Below are 24,140 nucleotides of genomic sequence, written 5' to 3'. Positions count from 1 at the left end.
CGTCGCCCGGTCCTCGGCGCGCCGCTTCGTGGGCCGCGCGCCGCGCCGGATTTATACCCGGCCAAAATTCGCCCGTCGCGCCTTCCGACGCTTTGCGCTGAGCTGATTCGTCGGCGAGCGCAAATATCGGCGGCATGAAAGGCGCTTCACGACCGCGCTCGTGAAAGCCACCCCCACCGGAAGCAGGCATCCTCACCTCATGTCCGGTTCGCGACAAAACTTGGCCGGACAATTGGCGGGAGACACACTACACTTCATCAAACGCTAAAAACATCGGCCGCCGCCGACGGTTCCCCCCGACCGCCGGCTCCGGCATCCCGAGTCACTCTCTCCAGACCGACCACATGGAATCCAGCCTCGACAAAGGCGCCCTGGCTGGCGCCGCCGGCCCTTCAGGCGCCACCGCTTCAGCTTCCGCCGCGGCAGGCAGGCCGCAGACGCGCACCGTCTATTCGATCCTCGGCGCGATCAGCTTCTCGCATCTGATGAACGACATGATTCAGTCGTTGATCCTTGCGATCTATCCGATGCTGAAGGACAACTTCTCGCTGTCGTTCGGGCAGATAGGTCTGATCACGCTCACCTATCAGATCACGGCGTCCCTGCTGCAGCCGCTCGTCGGCATCTATACGGACAAGCATCCGAAGCCCTGGTCGCTGCCCGTCGGCATGGGTTTCACGCTGTCGGGTCTGCTGCTGATGTCGGTTGCGCCGAATTTCGGCGTGCTGCTCGTCGCTGCGGCGCTGGTCGGCTGCGGGTCGTCGGTGTTCCATCCGGAGTCGTCGCGTGTCGCGCGGATGGCGTCGGGCGGCAAGCATGGTCTCGCTCAGTCGCTGTTCCAGGTGGGCGGCAACGCGGGCTCGTCGCTCGGGCCGCTGCTTGCGGCGCTGATCGTGATTCCGCACGGACAGCGCAGCATCGCGTGGTTCTCGGCTGCGGCACTCGTCGGCATTCTCGTGCTCACGCACATCAGCCGCTGGTACAAGCAGCATCCCGCGACGAAGAAAGCGCGCGCGGGCCACGTTCAGCACGCGACGCTCTCGCGCGGCAAGGTTGCGTTCGCGATGAGCATCCTCGTGCTGCTGGTGTTCTCGAAGTACTTCTACCTGACGAGCATCAACAGCTACTTCACGTTCTATCTGATCGACAAGTTCCACCTGCCCGTGCAGGCCGCGCAGGTGCATCTGTTCGTGTTCCTCGCGGCCGTCGCGGCGGGCACGGTGATCGGCGGGCCCGTCGGCGACCGGATCGGCCGCAAGTACGTGATCTGGGTATCGATTCTCGGCGTCGCGCCGTTCACGCTGCTGCTGCCGTACGCGAACCTGTTCTGGACAGGCGTGCTGACGGTGATCATCGGCATCGTGCTGGCGTCGGCGTTCTCGGCGATTCTCGTCTACGCGCAGGAACTGATTCCGGGCAAGGTCGGCATGGTCGCGGGGTTGTTCTTCGGCTTCGCGTTCGGCCTGGGCGGCATCGGCGCGGCGGTGCTCGGCCAGCTCGCCGACGCGACGAGCATCGACTATGTGTACAAGGTCTGCTCGTTCCTGCCGCTGCTGGGCATCCTGACGGTGTTTCTGCCCGATATCGAGGGAAAGAGAGCAAAGGCGTGAGCGCGCGCTAGATCGCCGCAGCCTTCCGGCTGACGCCAGGCCTCGACAAGGCGCCGCTCATCGCGGCGCCTTTTTTTGTCGCTGACGACGCAACGTTCGACGATTCATGCACTGCAGCGCTCATGGTGAACCCCCGTTGTCCGCGAGCCCGCGCCTGCTCTATGCTGTGCTGACGTGCGCATGCACAGGCCAAGGGTCCGCAGCAACGGCCCCAACGGGTTCACCCCGCCGCGACGCCGCCGTTGCCGTTCATTCGCCCGCTCACCCACGCAGCCCGAAGGATCGCCGCCGATGACCACCTACCGCGAATTTCACCGCCGCTCGATCGAGGCCCCCGAAGACTTCTGGCGCGATGAAGCGCAGCGCATCCATTGGGAAACGCCGTTCGACATCGTGCTCGACCGCTCGAATCCGCCGTTCGCGCGCTGGTTCGTCGGCGGACGGACAAACCTCTGTCACAACGCGGTCGACCGGCATCTCGCGCAACGCGCGCAGCAGAACGCGCTGATCTACGTGTCGACGGAAACGGGCATCGAGCGGCGCTACACGTATGCCGAGCTGCACGCGGAAGTGAACCGGATGGCGGCCGTGATGCGCTCGCTCGGCGTCGGGCGCAGCGACCGCGTGCTGATCTATCTGCCCATGATTCCCGAGGCCGTGTTCGCGATGCTCGCGTGCGCGCGGCTCGGCGCGATCCATTCGGTCGTGTTCGGCGGATTCGCCGCGCCGAATCTCGCCGCGCGCATCGACGACGCGAAGCCCGTGCTGATCGTGACAGCCGACGCCGGCGCACGCGCGGGCAAGGTAATCGACTACACGCCGCTCGTCGACGAAGCGCTGGCGCGCGCGACGCACAAAACGCCGAAGGTGCTGCTGATCGACCGGCAGCTCACGCCTGAGAAGCTCAACGCGCCCTATCTCGTCGCGTACGAGCCGCTGCGCGAACAGTTTTTCGACGCACACGTGCAATGCGAATGGCTCGAATCGACAGAGCCTTCGTATGTGCTGTACACGTCGGGCACGACGGGCAAGCCGAAGGGCGTGCAGCGCGACGTCGGCGGCTATGCGGTCGCGCTCGCGGCATCGATGGAATACATCTTCGAAGGCAAGGCAGGCGACACGATGTTCACGGCGTCAGATGTCGGCTGGGTGGTCGGCCACAGCTATATCGTCTACGCGCCGCTGATCGCGGGCCTCACGACCGTCATGTACGAAGGCACGCCGATCCGCCCCGACGGCGGCATCTGGTGGCGGCTCGTCGAGCAGTACAAAATCAACCTGATGTTCACCGCGCCGACTGCGATCCGCGTGCTGAAGAAGCAGGACCCGGCGCTCCTGAAGCAGGCCGATCTGTCGAGCCTGCGCACGCTCTTTCTGGCAGGCGAGCCGCTCGACGAGCCGACGGCTGCATGGATCGCCGATTCGCTCGGCAAGCCCGTCGTCGACAACTTCTGGCAGACGGAAACCGGCTGGCCGATCCTCGCGATCCAGCGCGGCGTCGAGGCGCTGCCGCAAAAGCTCGGCTCGCCCGGCGTGCCCTGCTACGGCTATGACCTGACGCTGCGCAACGAGCACACGGGCGAGCCGTGCCCGACGGGCGAAAAAGGCGTGATCACGCTCGGCTATCCGCTGCCGCCGGGCTGCATGTCGACGGTGTGGGGCGACGACGCGCGCTTCGTGAGGACGTACTGGGAAAGCGTGCCGAACCAGCAGGTGTATTCGACGTTCGATTGGGGCATTCAGGACGAGAACGGCTACGTGACGATCCTCGGCCGCACCGATGATGTGATCAACGTCGCGGGGCATCGCCTCGGCACGCGCGAAATCGAAGAGGCGTTGTCGAGCCACAAGGCCGTCGCGGAAGTCGCTGTCGTCGGCGTGACGGATCAGGTGAAGGGACAGGCGGCGATTGCGTTCGTCGTCGTGCGCGATGCGCCCGCGTACGAGTCCGACGATGCGCGCGCGAAGCTCTCGGCCGAGCTGTGCGCGACCGTCGATCGCCATCTCGGTGCGATCGCGCGACCGGCTCATGTCGTGCTCGTATCGATGCTGCCGAAGACGCGCTCCGGCAAGCTGTTGCGCCGCGCGATTGCGGCGTTGGCGGAAGGCCGCGACCCGGGCGATCTGCCGACGATCGAAGATCCGTCGGCGCTGCAGCAGATCCGCGATGCCGTCATGCTCGGCGGCTTCAGCGTGCGGCGCGGCTGAGCGTCACAGCAAAAGCGGCGCGGTTCTTGTTGTTTCCTGTTGTTGCATGTTAACCGCGCGCCGCAAGAAACCGCCTTAGAATCCCGCTCGAATACGTGCCCGCGATTTCGGTGAGGAACGACACGAACGACGCGGGCGCATGTGCGTCCGCGGTGTCGGAAATGGTCCGCACGATCGCGCACGGCACGCCGTATTCGTAGCAGACCTGCGCGATGGCCGCGCCCTCCATCTCGACGGCGAGTGCGTCGGGGAGCGCAGCGCGCAGCAGATCGACGGAAGTCGCGCTCGCGACGAACTGATCGCCGCTGATGATCAAGCCGCGATGCACGCTCGGCAGCGCCTCGGTCAGGAAGCGCTCCGACAGCGCGGCACCCTCTTCGTCGATGAAATGCTCGCACGCGGCCGCCAGCTCGGTCGTCAAAGGCGCGTCGGCGTCGAAGCGCGACATGCCGAGCAGCGGCACCTCGAAGCGCGGAAACAGCGGCGACGCATCCATATCGTGCTGCATCAGCGATTCGGCCACGACGATATCGCCGATCCGCACCGTCGGTCCGACGCCACCCGCTACACCCGTGAACACGACGGCTTCGACTTCGAACTCGTGAATCAGCGCGCTGACCGTGGCGGCCGCCGCGACCTTGCCGACGCGCGCAAGCGTCACGACGCACGGCGCGCCGTGCACCGTGCCGACGTGATAGTCGCGCTTGCCGTGCGTGACGGTTTCGACGGCGCCTTCGGCGCGCATCGCCGCGACGAGATCGCCGAGTTCCTGGGGCAACGCCGCCATCACGGCGAGCGGACGGCGCGAAATCGTCGCTTCGAAAGGCAGCGGCGCGCTCATTCGACCGCCTGCAGTTTTGCAACGGCCAGCGCGAGCCACTTCTCGCCGTGCCGCTTGAACTTGACCTGCGCCTTCGCGTCGGCGCCGCCGCCTTCGAGCGCCGTGATCGTGCCTTCGCCGAACTTGGTGTGGAACACCTGCTGGCCGATCCGGAAGCCCGATTCCGCCGCGCGCTGCTCGTTCGCGAACGCGGGCAGCGGCGCATGGGTGGTCGCGTAACTCTCGCGGCCCTGATAACCCTGCTGACGGTCGGGCCGCGCGAACCAGTCGCGTCCCCAGCCCGCATTGTCGGAGCGGCCGCCCCAGCGCGCGCCCGCTTCGACTTTCGGCGTGAGCCACTTGAGCGTCTCTTGCGGCAATTCGTCGAAGAAGCGCGAGCGGATGTTGTAGCGCGTCTGCCCATGCAGCATCCGGCTCTGCGCGAACGACAGATACAGCCGCTCCTTCGCGCGCGTGATCGCGACATACATCAGGCGGCGCTCTTCTTCGAGCCCGTCCGCTTCGATCGCGCTGTTTTCGTGCGGGAAAAGCCCCTCTTCGAGACCGGTGATGAACACCGCCGTGAATTCGAGGCCCTTCGCCGCGTGCACCGTCATTAGCTGCACCGCTTCCTGGCCTGCCTGCGCCTGGTTGTCGCCCGCTTCGAGCGACGCGTGCGACAGGAACCCCGCAAGCGGCGTCATCGTGTCGGGGTTCTGCGCGGGGTCGGCGGGATTCGCGGCGTCGAGCACGTCAACGCCAGGATCGTCGGTGGCGACCACGAGTTCCGGCGAGGCCGTCGCGCCCGGACGCAGCGGAATCGAGCGCGCGGGCGTGTCGAGCCCATAGCCTTCCTCGCTGACGAAGGCCGTGGCCGCGTTCACGAGTTCCTGCAGGTTCTCCAGCCGGTCCTGCCCTTCGCGCTCGTTCTGATAGAACTCCGCCAGCCCGCTTGCGCGCACCACATGCTCGACCGTTTCCGGCAGGCTCATCTGCGCCGTTTCGGCGCGCATCTTCGCGATCAGGTTCGCGAACCCGCCGAGGCTCGTGCCCGCCTTGCCCGTCACGTACGGAATAGCCGCCGCCATCGAGCAGTTGTACATGTGCGCGGCGTCCGCCAATTGTTCGATCGAGCGCGCGCCGATGCCGCGCGCCGGGAAATTGACGACGCGCGCGAACGCGGTGTCGTCATTCGGGTTGTCGATCAGGCGCAGATACGCGAGCGCGTGCTTCACTTCCTGGCGCTCGAAGAATCGCAGGCCGCCATACACGCGATACGGAATGCCGACGTTCACGAGCGTATGTTCGATCGTGCGCGACTGCGCGTTGCTCCGATACAGCACGGCGATCTCGCTGCGCGACAGGCCCGTGTTGATCAGCGCGCGAATCTCTTCGACGATCCAGCCCGCTTCCTGCGAATCCGTCGCGGCTTCATACACGCGCACCGGCTCGCCGTGGCCCGCGTCCGTGCGCAGGTTCTTGCCGAGACGCCGCGCGTTGTGCGCGATCAGCTGGTTCGCCGCATCGAGAATATGGCCGTGCGAGCGGTAGTTCTGCTCGAGCTTGATCAGATGCTGGACCTTGAACTCGTGCTCGAAGTCACGCATGTTGCCGACGTTCGCGCCGCGAAACGCGTAGATCGACTGATCGTCGTCGCCGACGGCGAAGATCGCGTTGTGCTCGCCCGCGAGCAGCTTCAGCCACGCATATTGCAGCTTGTTCGTGTCCTGGAACTCGTCGACGAGAATGTGCCTGAAACGCGCCTGATAATGCGCGCGCAGCGGCGGGTTGTACGACAGCAGTTCGTAGCAGCGCAACAGCAGCTCCGGAAAATCGACGACGCCTTCGCGCTGGCATTGCTGGTCGTACGCTTCGTACAGCTCGACGAACTTGCGGTTGAAGTTGTCCGACGCGTCGACATCTTTCGGCCGCAGCCCCTGCTCCTTCGCGTTGTTGATGAAGTACTGCAGGTTCTTCGCCGGATATTTTTCGTCGTCGATATTCAGGCCCTTCATCAGCCGCTTGATCGCCGAGAGCTGATCTGACGTGTCGAGAATCTGGAACGTCTGCGGCAGGCCCGCGTCGCGGTGATGCGCGCGCAGCATCCGGTTGCACAGGCCGTGGAACGTGCCGATCCACATGCCGCGCGTATCGATGGGCAGCAGCGCCGACAGGCGCGACATCATTTCGCGCGCAGCCTTGTTCGTGAAGGTGACGCCGAGCAGGGTCGCAGGCGTCGCGAGACCGTGCTGGATCAGCCACGCTATCCGCGTGATCAGCACGCGCGTCTTGCCGCTGCCTGCGCCCGCCAGAATAAGCGCCGGTTCGTTCGGCAGCGTGACGGCGGCGTGTTGTTCGGGGTTCAGGTTCGCGAGCAGTTCGGGCATGGATGACGAGAAGAAACTACGATTGCGGCGGGTGGTCCGTCATTATAAGACCGCGACGCTCCGGGCCTGGTGCGCCGCTGACGCGCGTGGGGCCGCCGGTCCCCGATTCCGCCGGGATTGCGCGCCCGCTTGCGCCCCGCCGTGCGCGCTGTCTGACTTCCTGTCCGACCTGCTGTCTTGCGCGCCATCCCGAGCCCGCCATGCGCCCGTCTTGAGCGCGAGCAACGGCCGGCGCGGACCGCCGCCTCGCGCACCCTTTATAATTCAAGGTTTCGAGCATCTTTCCACGTATTTTCCGGCAGATTTTGACGATGACGACAAGCGACAGCACGCTGGCCAAGAGTTTCGAGCCGCAGACGATCGAGGCCCACTGGGGCCCCGAATGGGAAAAACGCGGCTACGCCGCTCCGGCATTCGAACCGGGCCGCAAGAACTTCTCGATTCAACTGCCGCCGCCCAACGTCACGGGCACGCTGCACATGGGCCATGCATTCAACCAGACGATCATGGACGGCCTGACCCGCTATCACCGCATGCTCGGCGAGAACACGCTATGGGTGCCGGGCACGGACCACGCGGGCATCGCGACGCAGATCGTCGTCGAACGGCAGCTGGACGCGCAAGGCATTTCGCGCCACGACCTCGGCCGCGAAAAATTCGTCGAGCGCGTGTGGGAGTGGAAGCAGCAGTCCGGCTCGACGATCACGAACCAGGTGCGGCGCCTCGGCGCGTCGATCGACTGGTCGCGCGAATACTTCACGATGGACGACAAGATGTCGGCTGCCGTGCGCGACGTGTTCGTGCGTCTGTATGAACAGGGCCTGATCTATCGCGGCAAGCGCCTCGTCAACTGGGACCCGGTGCTGCTCACGGCCGTCTCCGATCTCGAAGTGGTCAGCGAGGAAGAGAACGGCCATCTGTGGCACATCCAGTACCCGCTCGCCGACGGCTCCGGCCATCTGACCGTGGCAACGACGCGTCCCGAAACGATGCTCGGCGACGTCGCCGCGATGGTGCATCCGGAAGACGAGCGCTACGCGCATCTGATCGGCAAGACCGTCGTGCTGCCGCTGACGGGCCGCGAGATTCCCATCATCGCGGACGACTACGTGGATCGCGAGTTCGGCACGGGCGTCGTGAAGGTCACGCCCGCGCACGATTTCAACGACTATCAGGTCGGCCAACGCCACAAGCTGCCGCAGATCGAAATCCTCACGCTCGATGCAAAGATCAACGACAACGCGCCCGAAAAATATCGCGGCATGGATCGTTTCGACGCGCGCAAGCAGGTCGTCGCGGATCTCGAAGCGCTCGGACTGCTCGAATCGGTGAAGCCGCACAAGCTGATGGTGCCGCGCGGCGACCGCACGGGCGTCGTGATCGAACCGATGCTCACGGACCAATGGTTCGTCGCGATGAGCAAGCCGGCCCCGGAAGGGACGTTCAATCCGGGCAAGTCGATCGCCGAAACCGCGCTCGACGTGGTCCGCAACGGCCAGATCAAGTTCGTGCCGGAGAACTGGACGACCACGTACTACCAGTGGCTCGAAAACATCCAGGACTGGTGCATCTCCCGTCAGTTGTGGTGGGGCCATCAGATTCCCGCGTGGTATGGCGAGAACGGCGAGATCTTCGTCGCGAAGACGGAAGAAGAAGCACACGCTCAAGCCGATGCAAAGGGCTACAAGGGCGCGCTGAAGCGCGATGAAGATGTGCTCGACACGTGGTTCTCGTCGGCGCTCGTGCCGTTCTCGTCGCTCGGCTGGCCGAACGAGACGCGGGAGCTGGAAGCGTTTCTGCCGTCGTCGGTGCTCGTCACCGGCTTCGACATCATCTTCTTCTGGGTCGCGCGCATGGTGATGATGACCACGCATTTCACCGGCAAGGTGCCGTTCGACACCGTTTATGTGCACGGCCTCGTGCGCGACGCCGAGGGTCAGAAGATGTCGAAGAGCAAGGGCAACACGCTCGACCCGATCGACATCGTCGACGGCATCGGCCTCGACGCGCTCGTTGCAAAGCGCACCACGGGGCTGATGAATCCGAAGCAGGCCGCGTCGATCGAAAAGAAGACGCGCAAAGAGTTTCCCGAAGGCATTCCCGCATTCGGCACGGATGCGCTGCGCTTCACGATGGCGTCGATGGCGACGCTCGGCCGCAACGTCAACTTCGACCTCGCGCGCTGCGAAGGCTATCGCAACTTCTGCAACAAGCTATGGAACGCGACGCGCTTCGTGCTGATGAACTGCGAAGGCCACGACTGCGGCTTCTCGAAGCCTGGCGCGTGCCAGCCTGGCGATTGCGGGCCGGGCGGCTACACTGACTTTTCGCAGGCCGACCGCTGGATCGTGTCGCTGCTTCAGCGCGTCGAAGCCGAAATCGAAAAAGGCTTCGCGGATTATCGTTTTGACAATGTGGCAAACGCCCTATACAAGTTCGTGTGGGACGAATACTGTGACTGGTATCTCGAACTCGCGAAGGTGCAGATCCAGACGGGTACGCCGGAACAGCAGCGCGCCACGCGCCGCACGCTGCTGCGTGTGCTCGAAACGGTGCTGCGGCTCGCGCATCCTGTGATTCCGTTCATCACGGAAGCGCTGTGGCAGAAGGTGGCGCCGCTCACGGACGGCTATCCTGAAGGCAAGGCCGAAGGCGACGCATCGATCATGACGCAGCCCTACCCGATCGCGGAGCCGCGCAAGATCGACGAAACGGCCGAGCAATGGGCCGCCGATCTGAAGGCCGTGATCGACGCATGCCGTAATCTGCGTGGCGAGATGAACCTGTCGCCGGCGACGAAGGTGCCGCTGCTCGTGACGGGCAACGCAGAGCGGCTCGCGTCGTTCGCGCCCTACGCCCAAGCGTTGGCGCGTTTGTCGGAGGTGCAGATCATCGCGGACGAGGCAACGCTCGATGCACAGGCACATGGCGCGCCGATTGCTATCGTAGGGACGGACAAGCTCGTGTTGAAGGTGGAAATCGATGTCGCCGCCGAACGCGAACGCCTGTCAAAGGAAATCGCCAGACTGAATGCAGAGGTTTCGAAATGTAACGCCAAGCTCCAGAACGAGAGCTTTGTTGCAAAAGCACCGCCGGCGGTCGTTGAGCAGGAGCAAAAAAGGCTGGCAGAATACCAGACCACGATTGGCAAGCTGACGGCACAACTGTCACGCTTGCCGGCCTGATTTACGCCCCATGCGTGCCGCGCCAAGCGGCGCCTCCACGCATTCCAAACCAGAGCACGTAGGGTACACACATGCTAAAAGTTACTAAGGCAGTTTTTCCGGTCGCGGGTCTCGGTACGCGCTTTCTTCCAGCTACGAAGGCGAGCCCGAAGGAGATGCTGCCTATCGTGGACAAGCCGCTGATCCAGTACGCAGTCGAAGAGGCGATGGCGGCCGGCATCACTGAAATGATCTTCGTGACGGGCCGCAGCAAGCGCGCGATCGAAGACCATTTCGACAAGTCGTACGAAATCGAAGCCGAGCTGGAAGCGCGCGGCAAGGCGAAGCTGCTCGAACTGGTTCGCAGCATCAAGCCGAGCCACGTCGACTGCTTCTACGTGCGCCAGCCGGAAGCGCTGGGTCTGGGCCACGCCGTGCTGTGCGCAGAAAAGCTGGTCGGCGACAACCCGTTCGCCGTGATCCTCGCGGACGACTTGTTGTACGGCAAGCCGCCCGTCATGCAGCAGATGATCGAAGTATTCGATCACTATCACAGCTCGGTGATCGGCGTCGAAGAGATTCCGCCGTCGGAGACGAAGTCGTACGGTATCGTCGACGGCAAGGAGTGGGAAGACGCGATCATCAAGATGTCGGGCATTGTCGAGAAGCCGGCGCCCGAAGTCGCGCCGTCGAATCTCGGCGTGGTCGGCCGTTACGTGCTGAAGCCGCGCATCTTCGATCACATCCGCGCGCTGAAGCCGGGCGCGGGCGGCGAACTGCAGCTGACGGACGCGATCCAGTCGCTGCTCGCCGACGAGCAGGTGCTCGCGTACAAGTATCACGGCACGCGTTTCGACTGCGGCAGCAAGCTCGGTTATCTGAAGGCGACCGTCGAATTCGCGCTGCGCCACCCGGAAGTGGCCGCGGACTTCGAAGAGTATCTGCGCACGCGTTCGCCCGTGCTGGAAGGCTGATCGAGCGTTCGGCCCGCGTGTGCGACAGCACTGCGGGCCGTCAAGCAAGCAGAAAGAAAAAGGCGCTGCGCCCCACCCGGGACGCAGCGCCTTTTTTCATGAACTTGCGGCGCCAGTCGTCGAAATGCAGCCGCTTACCTCAGCAACGGAAGCCTCAGCGACGCCGCATCAGGAACACGAACACTTTATCCGGCAGCGTCGACGATTCGACGATCTCATTGCCCGTCTGCTTCGAGAACGCGGCGAAATCGCGCTGCGAGCCGGGATCGGTGGCGAGCACCTTGAGAATCTGGCCGCTTTCCATGTCGGCCAGCGCTTTCTTCGCGCGCAGAATGGGCAGCGGGCACTTCAAGCCGCGCGCATCGACTTCCTTGTGAATCTGAATTTCCATCGACGATGACCTTCGTGAGGCGGCGCCCGTGTTCCGCTCGAATTCGCGGAAACAGCGCCATGCAGAGCGTCAAATTCTAACGCATGCGCTTCGAGCGCGCCCGGGCCGCGATAGTCCGGGCGCGCTTCGCTTACAGATCGACAGCCCGTCCGCTTGCGAGCGATTCGCGCAGCGCACAGCCGATGCGCGTCGCCTCCATCGCGTCCGCGAGCGTCGCGCCGCTCTGCCGCCCTTCCCTCACCGCGGCGACGAACGCCTGCGCTTCGCACAGGAACGCCTCTTCGAAGCGATCGAAGAAAGTCGGCGTGCATTCGTTGCGGATGCCGCTTGCGTCGGCGATCTCGACGCGATTCGCGCGCGGATTGCGCCCGATATACAGGGCGCCCGCCGTGCCGATGACTTCGCTGCCCGTATCGTTGCCGTGCGCGAGCGTGCGCGACGCGTAGAACATCGCGATGCGTCCGCCTTCGAACTCGCAGATCGCGACACCGTTATCGACGTCGCCGAATTCGCGAAGGCCCTCGTGCAGCGCGACCACGCCGCTCGCATAGACGCGCTTCGCTTTCGGCATGCCGAGCAGCCAGCGCGCAACGTCGATGTCATGCACCGTGCAGTCGAGAAAAATGCCGCCGGAAGTCGGCGCAAAGCGCACGAAAAAGCCTTCGGGATCGTTCTGGTCGCAGGTCTGCGAGCGCACCATGAACGGCCGCCCGATCGCGCCCGCCTCGATCTTCTCGAACGCGTTGCGATAGCTCGGATCGAAACGGCGCATGAAGCCGATCGTCGCCTGCAACTGCGGATGACGCCGCGCCTCTTCGATCACGCGCTCGCACTCGGCGAGATCGAGCGACAGCGGCTTTTCGCAGAACACGTGCTTGCCCGCGCGCAACGCATCGATGATCTGCTGCGCGTGCAGCGCGGACGGCGTGACGAGCCACACGGCATCGACGTCGCGATCGTCGAGCAACGCGTGATAGTCGTCGTAGACGCGCGGCGCGGGCAGCGCGTCGCGCGCCCACGTCCGCTCCGCTTCGACAGGGCTGCACGCGGCCACGAGCGCCGCGCCTGACACGCGATACGCGAGATTCTCCGCGTGCCGCTTGCCGAGCCGGCCCAGCCCCACCGCACCAATACGCAAGACACTCCGCAACGGCCCCGCGCTCATCACAGCGCCTCGCTGAGCTTGACGGCGCGCCCCTCGCGCCACGAAAGCGTCGCGGCTTCCGCGAGCTCGAGCGCCTTCATGCCGTCGGCGACCGTCGTGCGCACCGGCTTGCCTTGCGTGACGGCCTCGAAGAAATGCGCGATTTCGAGCGCATACGCGGCGCGATAGCGTTCGAGGAAAAAGTGCTCGGGCACGTCGCTGCAGACGGCCGTCTGCGAGTACGCGGTCACTTCCGTCGGACGCACGTTGCCCGCCTGCAGCATGCCGTTGCTGCCGAGCACCTCGAAGCGCTGGTCGTAACCATACGCGGCGCGGCGCGCCGTATTGATCTGGCACAGACGCCCGCGCTTCGTGCGGATCGTCACGGCCGTCGAATCGATATCGCCTGCATCGGCGACCGCGGGATCGGACAAACAACTGCCCGTCGCGTGCAGCGTGTCGGCTTCGTCGTCGAGAATCCAGCGGAAGATGTCGAAGTCGTGAATCAGCATGTCCTTGAAGATGCCGCCCGAGTGCCGGATGTACTCGACGGGCGGCGCCCCCGGATCGCGGCTCGTCACGACGAGCATTTCCGGCGTGCCGATCTCGCCCGCATCGAGGCGCGCCTTCAGCGCGGCGAACGTCGGATCGAAGCGCCGCTGGAAGCCGATCATGCACACGACGCCCGCTTTCGCGACGGCATCGGCGCAGGCGCGCGCGCGTTCCAGCGTCAGATCGACGGGCTTTTCGCAGAACACGTGCTTCTTCTGCGCGGCCGATTGCAGGATCAGCGCCGCGTGCGTATCCGTGCTCGAACAGATGACGGTTGCGCCAACCGACGCATCGCCCATCGCGCCGTCGACATCCGCGACCTGAGCGCCATATTGCGCGGCGAGCGTGGCCGCCGCGTCGCGATTCACATCGACCACATACTTGAGCCGCACGCCCGGCTGCCGCGCGAGATTCGACGCATGAATCTTGCCGATGCGTCCCGCGCCGAACACCGCCACGTCGATCGTCTTGCCTGCCACCTCAGTCATCGTATCCTCCAGTGTCTGTCGACTCTTCTACGTTCAGTTCCAGCTTGTACGCGAGCGCAATGAACAGCGCCTGGCACAGGCAGATCGTGCTGGTCAGCGAGCGGAACGCGAACGCGCTGCCCTCTTTCACATACAGCTGCGTCGTCGCATAGCGCGCGAGCGGCGACAGCTGGCTATCCGAAATCACGAGTGTCTTCGCCTGATGGTGATGCGCGACGCGCAGGCAGTACTGCGTCTCCTTGCCATAGGGCGCGAAGCTGATCGCGATCACGACGTCGCCTTTCTTCACACTGCGAATCTGCTCGCGATACATCCCGCCGAAACCCGACACGAGATGCACGCGCTTCGGCGTGTGCTGCAACGCGTAGACGATGTAGCTCGCGACGGGAAACGAGCGCCGCACGCCGACCACATAGATGTTCTCGGCCTGTTGCAGCATCTTCACGGCGGCGTCGAACTGCGTGTCGTCGAGCGAGCGTTCCAGCTCGTCGAGACCGTCGCGGCACGCGGCCATGAATTCACGCGCGACGCTGCCGCCCGACAGCCGCCCCGGCTTCTCGTCGATCAGCTTGCGAATGCGCTGCTGATAGCTCTGCGACGACGCGCCCTGCGTCGTATACGCCTGGCGGAACACCGCCTGCAGATCCGAAAAACCCGAAAACCCGAAGCGCTGCGCAAAGCGCACGACGGCGGACGGATGCACACCGCAACTCATCGCGATGTCGCTGGTGCGATCGACCATCACGCTCGACCGGTGCTGCTCGATGTACGTCGCCACGCTCTTCAACTGACGCGGCAGCGACTCGTAGTTCTCCGCGATGCGTTGCATCAATTCATCGACGCTCGGCAATTCTTCTGTGCTGTCTTCCGCCATGGTCCTGACCTCTGTGCTTTTTGCAGCGCAAAACCGCGTCCCGCAAGCGTTCGCGGCAACGTCGACGCGCTGTCCCGACGATGCCGAGTATAGGCATAACCGAAAGCAAATGGAATGGATTTTCCATTTTTCTTTGACATGAAATTTTCATTGCAACTCTCGAAAAGTTGGCCTACTCTTGGTCCTGAGCGATGACGTAACGGCGGGCCGGCATCACCTCGCACAGCGTCAGACGCTCCCCTCAAAAACGAACAGACCGAGAAAGGTGGAGACAATGAGACTTTGCAAGGGCAAGGCTTCGTTCAAGGTTCTGGCAGCCGCCATTACGCTGGCGGCGGGCATCGGCGCGATGACGGCGCCGGCGGCACAGGCGGCCGACGCTCACTTCGTGCTGATCAGTCACGCGCCGGACTCTGATTCGTGGTGGAACACGATCAAGAATGCGATCAAGCAGGCCGACGAGGATTTCAACGTCGAAACCGACTACCGCAATCCGCCCAACGGCGACATCGCCGACATGTCGCGTCTGATCGAGCAATCGGCGGCGCGCAACTATGACGGCGTGATCGTCACCATCGCCGACTTCGACGTGCTGAAGAGCTCGATCGGCAAGGTCACGGCGAAGAAGATCCCGCTCGTCACGATCAACTCCGGCACGGAAGAGCAAAGCGAGAAGCTCGGCGCGATCATGCACATCGGCCAGCCCGAATACGTGGCGGGCAAGGCGGCAGGCGAAAAGGCGAAAGCAGCGGGCGTGAAGTCGTTCCTGTGCGTGAACCACTTCGCGACCAACGCCGTTTCGTTCGAGCGCTGCCGTGGCTTTGCCGATGCGCTCGGCGTGAACTACAAGAGCTCGACGATCGATTCCGGCCAGGACCCGACCGAAATCCAGTCGAAGGTGAGCGCGTATCTGCGCAACCATCCGAACACGGGCGCGATCCTGACGCTCGGCCCGACGCCCGCGTCGGCGTCGTTGAAGGCCGTGCAGCAGATGGGCCTCGCGGGCAAGATCTACTTCTGCACGTTCGACTTCTCGGATGACATCGCGAAGGGCATCCAGAACGGGACGATTGCCTTTGCGATCGACCAGCAACCGTATCTGCAGGGCTATATCCCCGTCGCCGTGCTCGCGATCGTGAAGAAGGAACACACGACCGACCCGGCGAAGATCAAGCAGATTCTGGAGGCCAATCCGAAGTTCAAGGCTCGCTTGCAGACGTATGGCCTCGAGCCGTCATATGGGCCGAAGAACATCCGTTCCGGTCCGGGTTTCATCACGAAGGCGAATATCGACACGGTCGTCAAGTACGCGGGCCAGTACCGCTAACAGACTGACCTTTTACCTGGTCATACGCGGTACCGGGCGCGCCAGCCAATGCGCGACCCCGGTGGCCTCTTGCACTTTCGCACTTCGCATTTTGCATTCGCGTGCAAGTTGAAGCCGCCATCGTCGGGTGCCCCGACCGCGAGATTGACCGGCCTTGTGCGCGTTCTCGCCACTCTCACGAGTGAACCGCGCAGCAAGGCCGGGTATCAGCAACTATCGTGCATGTGACGGGAACAGGCGCTCACGCACCCGCTACCGTCAACCGCAATTGCTTGCATGGGACCCGCGCATGGCGCTCAAGCGCCGAACCGGGTTCGCAAAGGAGACATCATGGGCGTAGCCGGCAAACACTTTCCTTCGCATGGTCACGACGCGGCGGGCGACGACGCGCAACCGTCGCAGTCGTCGCAGTCTGTTTCGGCACCGGCAGCCGACGAGCGGATCAGAAAGGAATCGTTCTTCGGACATCTGCTGAACCGGCCGGAATTCGCCGCGATTTCCGGCACTGTGCTCGTGTTCCTCGTGTTCGCGATCGGCGCGAGCGGTTCGGGCATGTTCAATCTCGATGGCGTGATGAACTGGTCGCAGGTGTCGGCGTACCTGGGCATTCTCGCCGTCGGCGCCTGTCTGCTGATGATCGCGGGCGAGTTCGATCTGTCCATCGGTTCGATGATCGGCTTCGCCGGCATGATGGTCGCGATACCCGCCGTCTATTTTCACTGGCCGATCTGGGCCGCGATCGTGTTCGCGTTTGCCGGATCGATGGCGCTCGGCGCTTTGAACGGCTACCTGGTGATGCGCACGCGCCTGCCGTCGTTCATCGTGACGCTCGCGTTCCTGTTCATCCTGCGCGGCCTGACACTCGCGCTGTCGATCATGGTCGCGGACCGCACGATCATCTCGGGCGTCGGCGATCTCGCGCAGGCCGATCCTGTGACGAACTTCCTGTTCCATGGCGTCGCGTTGCACGCCCTCTTCACGAGCCTCGCGCACATGGGCATCGGCTCGTTGCTCGACAACGGCCAGCCGCTCGTGCCTGGCATTCCGAAAGTGCTGCTGTGGTGGTTTGGGCTTGCTGCCATCTGCGCATTCGTGCTCGCGAAGACGCGCTACGGCAACTGGATGCTCGCAGTCGGCGGCGATGCGAACGCCGCGAAGAACGTCGGTGTGCCCGTGCGCCGCGTGAAGATTTCGCTCTTCGTGCTGACGGCCTTCTGCTCGTGCCTGTTCGCCGTGCTGCAAGTGTGCGACATCGGCTCGGCGGCCGCAGATCGTGGTCTGCAAAAGGAATTCGAGGCGATCATCGCCGCGGTGATCGGCGGCACGCTGCTGACGGGCGGTTATGGCTCGGTAGTGGGCGCCTGCTTCGGCGCGCTGATCTTCGGCGTCGTGCAGATCGGCATCACCTATACGAACGTCAGTTCCGACTGGTTCCGCGTGTTCCTCGGCGTCATGCTGCTGATCGCGGTGCTGTTCAACCACTATGTGCGCCGCCGCGTATCGCAATCATGACCCGGCCGTGACCTTGCAATCGTCATCACGCCATCGCACCAGACACGAGGAAACGGCCATGTCCGACACTCTCAAGCAAGACGACATCATTCTGTCGCTCGAAAACGTCAGCAAGTATTTCGGCAAGGTGATCGCGCTCTCGGGCGTCACGCTGCGGTTGAAGCGCGGCGAAGTGCACTGCCTGCTCGGCGACAACGGCGCGGGCAAGTCGACGCTCATCAAGACGCTCGCGGGCGTGCACCAGCCCTCATCCGGCGATTATCTCGTCGACGGCAAAAAGGTGATGTTCGAATCGCCGAGCGACGCGCTCGACCTCGGCATCGCGACCGTGTATCAGGATCTCGCGCTCGTGCCGCTGCTGTCGGTCGCACGCAATTTCTTCATGGGACGCGAGCCGCAGAAAAAACTCTTCGGCCTCGTCAACGTGATGGACCTCGACACGAGCGCGCGCATCGCACGCGACAAGCTCGCCGAAATGGGCATTATGGTGCGCGACCCGCATCAGCCGATCGGCACGATGTCGGGCGGCGAGCGGCAATGTCTCGCGATTGCGCGCGCAATTCACTTCGGCGCGCGCGTGCTGATCCTCGACGAACCGACTGCGGCGCTCGGCGTGAAGCAGAGCTTCAACGTGCTGAAGCTGATTCACAAGGCGCGCGCGAAAGGCATCTCCGTAATCTTCATCACGCACAACGTGCACCACGCGTATCCGATCGGCGATTCGTTCACGCTGCTCAATCGCGGCAAGTCGATGGGCACCTTCACGAAGGAGACCATCACGAAGGACGAAGTGCTCGACATGATGGCAGGCGGCGCCGAAATGCAGAAGATGATCAGCGAACTCGAAGGCGCGACGATCTGATTCGAGCGGCTTCCCGCTGCATCGCTACGCCCTTTTCGCTGCGTGCACCACACCCAGGACATACCTATGGCTCACACCAGCACACCCAACGCCAACAGCGCGAGCCGCTTCGCGGCGGGCCGCAGCCGCGACATCATCTGCCTCGGCCGGCTCGCCGTCGATCTGTACGCGCAACAGGTCGGTTCGCGGCTCGAAGACGTCGCGAGCTTCGCGAAATATCTGGGCGGCTCGTCGGCGAACATCGCGTTCGGCTGCGCGCGGCTCGGCCTGAACGCATCGATGCTCGCGCGCGTCGGCAACGACCACATGGGCCGCTTTCTCAGTGAAACACTGACGAAGGAAGGCTGCGACGTCAGCCATGTGCGCGTCGATCACGAGCGGCTCACCGCGCTCGTGCTGCTCGGCCTGAAAGACCGCGACACCTTTCCGCTGATTTTCTATCGCGAGAACTGCGCGGACATGGCCGTCGACGAAGCCGATTTCGACGAGGCGTACATCGCGTCGTCGAAAGCGCTGCTCATTACGGGCACGCACTTCTCGACGGCACAGGTGAACCGCACGAGCCGCCGCGCATTGGAGTACGCGCGCCGCAACGACGTGCGCACCGTGCTCGACATCGACTATCGGCCCGTGCTGTGGGGCCTGACAGGCAAGGCCGATGGCGAGACGCGCTTCATCGCGAACGACAGCGTGAGCGCGCACATTCAGAGCATCCTGCCCCTCTTCGATCTCGTGATCGGCACGGAAGAAGAGTTTCGCATCGCGGGCGGCAAGGACTCGCTGATCGAATCGCTCGCGCAAGTGCGCAACGTGACGCCCGCGACGCTCGTCGTAAAGCGCGGGCCGCTCGGCTGCCAGATCATCGACGGCGGCGTGCCTGCGTCGATCGACGACGCGCCGATTCACGGCGGCGTCGAAGTCGAAGTGCTGAACGTGCTCGGCGCAGGCGATGCGTTCGCGTCGGGCTTCCTGTCGGGCTGGCTGCGCGACGCGCCGCTCGAAGCGTGCGCACGCGCCGCGAATGCGAGCGGCGCGCTCGTCGTGTCGCGTCACGGCTGCGCGCCCGCGATGCCGACGCCTGCCGAACTCGACTACTTCCTGCGCGAGGCGAAAGCGGACCCCGCGCGCATGCGCCGCCCCGATCGCGACGCAACGCTTGCGCGGCTGCATCGCGTGACGCCCGCGCGCAAGGCATGGGACGAAGTGCTCGGCTTCGCGTTCGATCATCGCAACCAGTTCTTCGAACTCGCGCAGCAAACAGGCGCAGACCCCGCGCGCATTTCGAAGCTGAAGCGCCTGTTCGTCGAAGCCGTCGAGCAGACGGAACATGCACTCGGCTTGCAGGGCCGCATCGGCGTGCTGATCGACGACCGCTACGGCCACGATGCGCTGAACGAAGCGACGGGACGCGGCTGGTGGATCGGCCGCCCCGTCGAGCTGCCGGGCTCGGTGCCGCTCGTGTTCGATCATGGGCGCTCCGTCGGCACGACGCTTACGAGCTGGCCGCGCGAGCACGTGGTGAAGTGCCTCGTTCAATTCCATCCCGACGAGCCGATCGAGCAACGCATCGAACAGGAAGCGCAGCTGCGTTCGCTCTATGACGCCGTGCAGGAATCCGGCCACGAGCTGCTGCTCGAAGTGATTCCGCCGAAACACCTGCCCGCGGGACCCGACATCGTGTTTCGCGCGTTGAAGCGCCTCTACAACATCGGCATCTACCCGGAGTGGTGGAAGCTCGAACCGATGGAAGCGTCGCAGTGGCAAGCCGTCGATGCGCTGATTCACGAGCGCGATCCGTACTGTCGCGGCGTCGTGCTGCTCGGTCTGTCGGCGCCCGTCGAGCAGATGATCGAAGGCTTCCGCTCGGCCGCGCAATCGACGACGTGCAAGGGCTTCACGGTCGGCCGCACGATCTTTCACGAGCCGAGCCACGCGTGGCTCGCGGGCCAGATCAATGACGACGAATTGATCGCGCGCGTGCGCCGCACGTTCGAAACGCTGATCCAGTCGTGGCGCGACTCGCGCGCGACGGCTGGCGCGGGTGGCACGTCGAATGCGGCATCGCCGCGTAACGTTCATCAGGAGCAGGCGGCATGAATCAGCGCGTGTTGCATCACGATGTGGCGGCCTCGTCCGACGCGGCCGCGCAAGTGTCGGCGGACGGCACGATTCGTCTGACGGCCGCACAGGCCGTCGTCCGCTATCTCGCTGCGCAACGCGTCGAGACGGAAGACGGCGAGAGCACTGAGCCGCTCTTCGGCGGCGTGTTTGCGATCTTCGGGCACGGCAACGTCGCGGGCCTCGGCGAAGCGCTCTATCAGCATCGTCACGAACTGCCGACGTATCGCGCGCACAACGAGCAGGCGATGGCGCACAGCGCGATCGCGTTCGCGAAGGCGCATTTCCGCCGACGGATGATGGCCGTCACGACGTCGATCGGCCCGGGCGCGACGAATCTCGTCACGGCGGCCGCGCTCGCGCACGTGAACCGCTTACCCGTATTGCTGCTGCCCGGCGACATCTTCGTGTCGCGCGCGCCCGACCCCGTCTTGCAGCAGGTCGAAGACTTTCACGACGGCGGCATCTCGGCCAACGATGCGTTCAAGCCCGTGTCGCGCTACTTCGATCGCATCGTGCATCCGGCGCAACTGCTCAATGCGTTGCCACGCGCGATTCGCGTGCTGACGGATGCCGCGCTATGCGGTCCCGTGACGCTCGCGATGCCGCAAGACGTACAGGCCACCGCCTACGACTATCCCGCCGTGTTTTTCGAGCCGCGCGTCGTTAGGCTGCATGCGCCCTCGCCCGTCGCGAGTGAAATCGACGATGCGCTGCTGGTGCTGCGAAACGCAAAACGTCCGATGATCGTCGCGGGCGGCGGCGTGCTATATGGCCGCGCGACGGAGGCATTGCGCGCGTTTGCGAAAAAGCACGGCATTCCCGTCGCCGAGACGCAGGCGGGCAAGAGCGCGCTCGCGTGGGACGATCCGCTCAATCTCGGCGCGCTCGGCGTGACGGGTTCGCCGGGTGCGAACGAGCTTGCGCACGAAGCGGATTGCGTGCTCGCCGTCGGCACCCGCTTGCAGGACTTCACGACGGGCTCGAACACGCTCTTCACGCAGGCGCAGGTGATCGGCATCAACGCAAACGCGTTCGATGGTCTCAAGCATCGCGGCTGCATCGTGCAAGCCGACGCGCGCCTCGCGCTCGAAGCAATCGCGTCGCAACTCGAAGGCTGGCAAGCGGATGCATCGTGGACCGCTCGTGCGCAGCAGCGCGCGAACGAATGGCAAGACATCGTGCACAGGCTCACGCACGCGCCGCAAACCGGCAATGCGCTCCCGTACGATGCCGACGTGATCGGCGCCGTCCAGCGTTCGAGCGCGCGCTCGACGACGGACGACATCGTCGTCTGCGCGGCAGGCACGCTGCCCGCCGAGCTGCACAAGCTGTGGCGGGCGGGCCGGCCGGGCGCGTATCACGTCGAGTATGGCTATTCGTGCATGGGCTATGAGATCGCGGGCGGTCTCGGCGCGAAGCTCGCGCGGCCCGAGCGCGAAGTGATCGTGATGGTCGGCGACGGCAGCTATCTGATGATGAACAGCGAAATCGCGACGTCGGTGATGCTCGGCGCGAAGCTCATCGTCGTCGTGCTCGACAATCGCGGCTATGGCTGCATCAACCGGCTGCAACAGGCGTGCGGCGGCGCGCCGTTCAACAACATGTTCGACGATTGCGTGCAAGGCGCGCCGGGCGCGCCGAACATCGATTTCGCCGCGCACGCGCGCGCGATGGGCGCGCAGGCCGAGCACGTCGCCAACGTGCAGGAACTCGAAGCCGCGATGCAGCGCGCGCGGGCCGCGGACCGCACGTACCTGATCTGTATCGATACCGACGCCGCGCGCACCACCGACGAAGGCGGCTGGTGGTGGGAAGTCGCCGTGCCGGAAGTATCGCCGCGCGAAGGCGTGCGCGACGCGCGCACCGACTACGAGGCGCACATGAACGCGCGCGGCAGGGACAACCAGTGAGGAAGCGCACATGAGTCAGTTCGAAGTACGCATCGGCATCAATCCGCTGTCGTGGATGAACGACGATCTGCCGTCGCTCGGCGGCGAGACGCCGCTCGAAGCCGCGCTCACCGAAGGGCGCGAAATCGGCTACCAGGGGTTCGAGCTCGGCAACAAATTTCCGCGCGAGCCCGAGGCGCTGAAGGCACTGTTCAAGCAGTACGATCTCGCGCTCGTCTCCGGCTGGTATTCGGGGAGGCTCGCGGACTTCGACCGCAGCGTCGAAGACGAATGCAAGGCCGTCGACTCGCATCTGGAACTGCTGTCGAAAAACGGCGCCACCGTGATGGTCTACGGCGAAGTGCACGACACGATACAGGGCTCGCCGCTGCCGCTCTACCAGCGTCCGCGCTTCTTCACGGACGAGCAATGGAACACATACGCGAAGCGCGTCGACGAATTCGCGCGCTATACGTTGAGCAAGGGCGTGCGCGTCGCGTATCACCATCACATGGGCGCATATGTCGAAACGCCCGCCGATGTCGACCGCCTGATGGCGCTGACGAGCAACGATGTCGGTCTGCTGTTCGATGCGGGCCATATCACGTTCGCGGGCGGCGATGCGCTGACGGTGCTGAACAGACATATCGGCCGCGTTTGTCACGTGCATTGCAAGGACGTGCGCCCGGCCGTGATGAAGCTCGCGCGCAATCGCAACTGGAGCTTTCTCGATGCGGTGATCGCAGGTGCGTTCACCGTGCCGGGCGATGGCGCCGTCGATTTCGCCGCGATCATCGATACCCTCAAGCGGCACGGCTATCGCGGCTGGCTCGTCGTCGAAGCGGAGCAGGACCCTGCCGTCGCGCCGTCGTATGCTTATGCGGAGAAGGGATTTCGCACGCTGCGCACGCTCGTCGATGCGCCCCTCGATGTCGCACAGGAGGCAGCATGAGTTTGCTCGTCAAAGCACAGCGCGAAGGTCAGACGATCGCGCGCGTCACGCCAGATACGGCGGGCTGGAAGTATGTGGGCTTCGCTGCGTACCGGATGGAGCCGAACGAAGTGGTGCACGTGCTCGAAGCGTCGCGCGAAGTGTGCATCGTCGCGATGGCGGGCGCCGTCGATGTCGAAACGGATGCAAAGACATGGACGGGGCTCGGCTCGCGCGACAGCGTGTTCGAAGACAGCGCGCCCGTTGCCGTCTATCTGCCGCCCAACACGCGCGCGACGATCCGCGCGAACCGGCATGCCGAGGTGGGCGTCGCCAGCGCGCCCGCGAAGGGCGACTACCCCGCGCGCCTGATCGAGCCTTCGCAGATGAAGCGCTCGGTGCGCGGCAAGGGCGCGAATACGCGCTACGTGTGCGACATTCTTCCGCAAACGGAGCCTGCGGAGTCGCTGCTCGTCGTCGAAGTGCGCACGCCGGGCGGTCACTCGTCGAGCTATCCGCCGCACAAGCACGACACCGACAACATCCCGACGGAAAGCTCGCTCGAAGAGACGTACTATCACCGGCTCAATCCGCCGCAAGGGTTTGCGTTTCAGCGCGTCTATACGGATGAGCGCGATATCGACGAATCGCTCGCCGTCGAGGATCACGATGTCGTGATGGTGCCGCGCGGCTATCATCCCGTCGTCGTGCCGTATGGCTATGACTCGTACTATCTGAATGTGATGGCGGGACCGACGCGGACGTGGCACTTCAGGAACGATCCGAAGCATGAGTGGATTGTAGAGAGGGACTCCAGGTGATCTTTTGTCTGCGGCCGCTTTTTGGTTTGGTCTTTATCGCTTGCCGCGGGCATCAGCGTTAGCGC

17 protein-coding genes are annotated in these 24,140 nt (G+C 64.3%); 11 read left to right on the top strand and 6 right to left on the bottom strand.

The genetic code is table 11. The features are described from left to right. The first annotated feature begins 344 nt into the window (after nt 1-344). The gene (locus AABE10_RS09245; protein ID WP_342932946.1) at nt 345-1,610 is read left to right on the top strand and encodes an MFS transporter; all 1,266 of its coding nucleotides are present in this window, start codon (nt 345-347) and stop codon (nt 1,608-1,610) included. A gap of 291 nt (nt 1,611-1,901) precedes the next feature. Continuing rightward, the gene (locus AABE10_RS09240; RefSeq protein WP_342932945.1) at nt 1,902-3,818 is read left to right on the top strand and encodes a propionate--CoA ligase; all 1,917 of its coding nucleotides are present in this window, start codon (nt 1,902-1,904) and stop codon (nt 3,816-3,818) included. Nucleotides 3,819-3,867: 49 nt separating this feature from the next. On the opposite strand, the gene AABE10_RS09235 is transcribed toward AABE10_RS09240, so the two are convergent. Together AABE10_RS09235 and AABE10_RS09230 are read right to left on the bottom strand one after the other, a co-directional pair. Beyond that, nucleotides 3,868-4,659 (bottom strand): 5'-methylthioadenosine/adenosylhomocysteine nucleosidase, encoded by a 792-nt coding sequence (locus AABE10_RS09235; protein WP_342932944.1) that lies wholly within the window; start codon nt 4,657-4,659, stop codon nt 3,868-3,870. Next, nucleotides 4,656-7,025 carry a UvrD-helicase domain-containing protein gene (locus AABE10_RS09230; protein ID WP_342932943.1) on the bottom strand — a complete coding sequence of 790 codons (2,370 nt, stop codon included), beginning with the start codon at nt 7,023-7,025 and terminating at the stop codon, nt 4,656-4,658. Before AABE10_RS09230 ends, AABE10_RS09235 begins: the two co-directional genes overlap by 4 nt. Before the next feature lie 311 nt (nt 7,026-7,336). On the opposite strand from AABE10_RS09230, the gene AABE10_RS09225 reads away from it, so the two are divergent. Beyond that, nucleotides 7,337-10,210, top strand: a complete 2,874-nt coding sequence (locus AABE10_RS09225) for a valine--tRNA ligase (RefSeq protein WP_342932942.1) — start codon at nt 7,337-7,339, stop codon at nt 10,208-10,210. A gap of 71 nt (nt 10,211-10,281) precedes the next feature. Next, nucleotides 10,282-11,163: a UTP--glucose-1-phosphate uridylyltransferase GalU gene (gene galU, locus AABE10_RS09220; RefSeq protein ID WP_012400984.1), complete on the top strand. Its 882-nt coding sequence runs from the start codon at nt 10,282-10,284 to the stop codon at nt 11,161-11,163. Nucleotides 11,164-11,317: 154 nt separating this feature from the next. Here galU and AABE10_RS09215 read toward each other — a convergent pair whose 3' ends face one another. The 4 genes from AABE10_RS09215 to AABE10_RS09200 all read right to left on the bottom strand — a co-directional run bounded on the left by AABE10_RS09215 (nt 11,318) and on the right by AABE10_RS09200 (nt 14,612). Further along, the gene (locus tag AABE10_RS09215) at nt 11,318-11,548 is read right to left on the bottom strand and encodes a sulfurtransferase TusA family protein (RefSeq protein WP_087733718.1); all 231 of its coding nucleotides are present in this window, start codon (nt 11,546-11,548) and stop codon (nt 11,318-11,320) included. 136 nt (nt 11,549-11,684) lie between these two features. Beyond that, nucleotides 11,685-12,719, bottom strand: a complete 1,035-nt coding sequence (locus AABE10_RS09210; protein WP_342932941.1) for a Gfo/Idh/MocA family oxidoreductase — start codon at nt 12,717-12,719, stop codon at nt 11,685-11,687. Beyond that, complete coding sequence (gene iolG / locus AABE10_RS09205; RefSeq protein ID WP_342932940.1) at nt 12,719-13,738, bottom strand: inositol 2-dehydrogenase; 1,020 nt, start codon at nt 13,736-13,738, stop codon at nt 12,719-12,721. The genes AABE10_RS09210 and iolG overlap by 1 nt, the downstream gene beginning before the upstream one ends. Continuing rightward, nucleotides 13,731-14,612 (bottom strand): MurR/RpiR family transcriptional regulator, encoded by an 882-nt coding sequence (locus AABE10_RS09200; protein ID WP_342932939.1) that lies wholly within the window; start codon nt 14,610-14,612, stop codon nt 13,731-13,733. The genes iolG and AABE10_RS09200 overlap by 8 nt, the downstream gene beginning before the upstream one ends. Before the next feature lie 274 nt (nt 14,613-14,886). Here AABE10_RS09200 and AABE10_RS09195 point away from each other — a divergent pair, with 274 nt between their 5' ends. From AABE10_RS09195 to iolB, 7 genes are all read left to right on the top strand, one after another. Further along, nucleotides 14,887-15,939, top strand: coding sequence for a sugar ABC transporter substrate-binding protein (locus AABE10_RS09195; RefSeq protein WP_342932938.1), 1,053 nt, complete (start codon nt 14,887-14,889; stop codon nt 15,937-15,939). A 330-nt stretch (nt 15,940-16,269) separates the two neighbouring features. Continuing rightward, nucleotides 16,270-17,451, top strand: a complete 1,182-nt coding sequence (locus AABE10_RS09190; RefSeq protein WP_342932937.1) for an ABC transporter permease — start codon at nt 16,270-16,272, stop codon at nt 17,449-17,451. Between the two features lie 58 nt (nt 17,452-17,509). Then, complete coding sequence (locus tag AABE10_RS09185) at nt 17,510-18,313, top strand: ATP-binding cassette domain-containing protein (protein WP_342932936.1); 804 nt, start codon at nt 17,510-17,512, stop codon at nt 18,311-18,313. Nucleotides 18,314-18,379: 66 nt separating this feature from the next. Then, nucleotides 18,380-20,410: a bifunctional 5-dehydro-2-deoxygluconokinase/5-dehydro-2-deoxyphosphogluconate aldolase gene (locus AABE10_RS09180; RefSeq protein ID WP_342932935.1), complete on the top strand. Its 2,031-nt coding sequence runs from the start codon at nt 18,380-18,382 to the stop codon at nt 20,408-20,410. After that, nucleotides 20,407-22,344, top strand: coding sequence for a 3D-(3,5/4)-trihydroxycyclohexane-1,2-dione acylhydrolase (decyclizing) (iolD, locus tag AABE10_RS09175; protein WP_342932934.1), 1,938 nt, complete (start codon nt 20,407-20,409; stop codon nt 22,342-22,344). The genes AABE10_RS09180 and iolD overlap by 4 nt, the downstream gene beginning before the upstream one ends. 10 nt (nt 22,345-22,354) lie before the next feature. Beyond that, complete coding sequence (gene iolE, locus AABE10_RS09170) at nt 22,355-23,275, top strand: myo-inosose-2 dehydratase (protein WP_342932933.1); 921 nt, start codon at nt 22,355-22,357, stop codon at nt 23,273-23,275. Further along, complete coding sequence (iolB, locus tag AABE10_RS09165; RefSeq protein ID WP_342932932.1) at nt 23,272-24,075, top strand: 5-deoxy-glucuronate isomerase; 804 nt, start codon at nt 23,272-23,274, stop codon at nt 24,073-24,075. Before iolE ends, iolB begins: the two co-directional genes overlap by 4 nt. Nucleotides 24,076-24,140: the final 65 nt, after the last annotated feature.

It is taken from the genome of Paraburkholderia diazotrophica, assembly GCF_038900755.1.
Taxonomy (GTDB): Bacteria; Pseudomonadota; Gammaproteobacteria; order Burkholderiales; family Burkholderiaceae; genus Paraburkholderia; species Paraburkholderia diazotrophica_A.
Note: the sequence above shows the minus strand (reverse complement) of the source record. Positions and strands in the feature narration are given on the sequence as shown.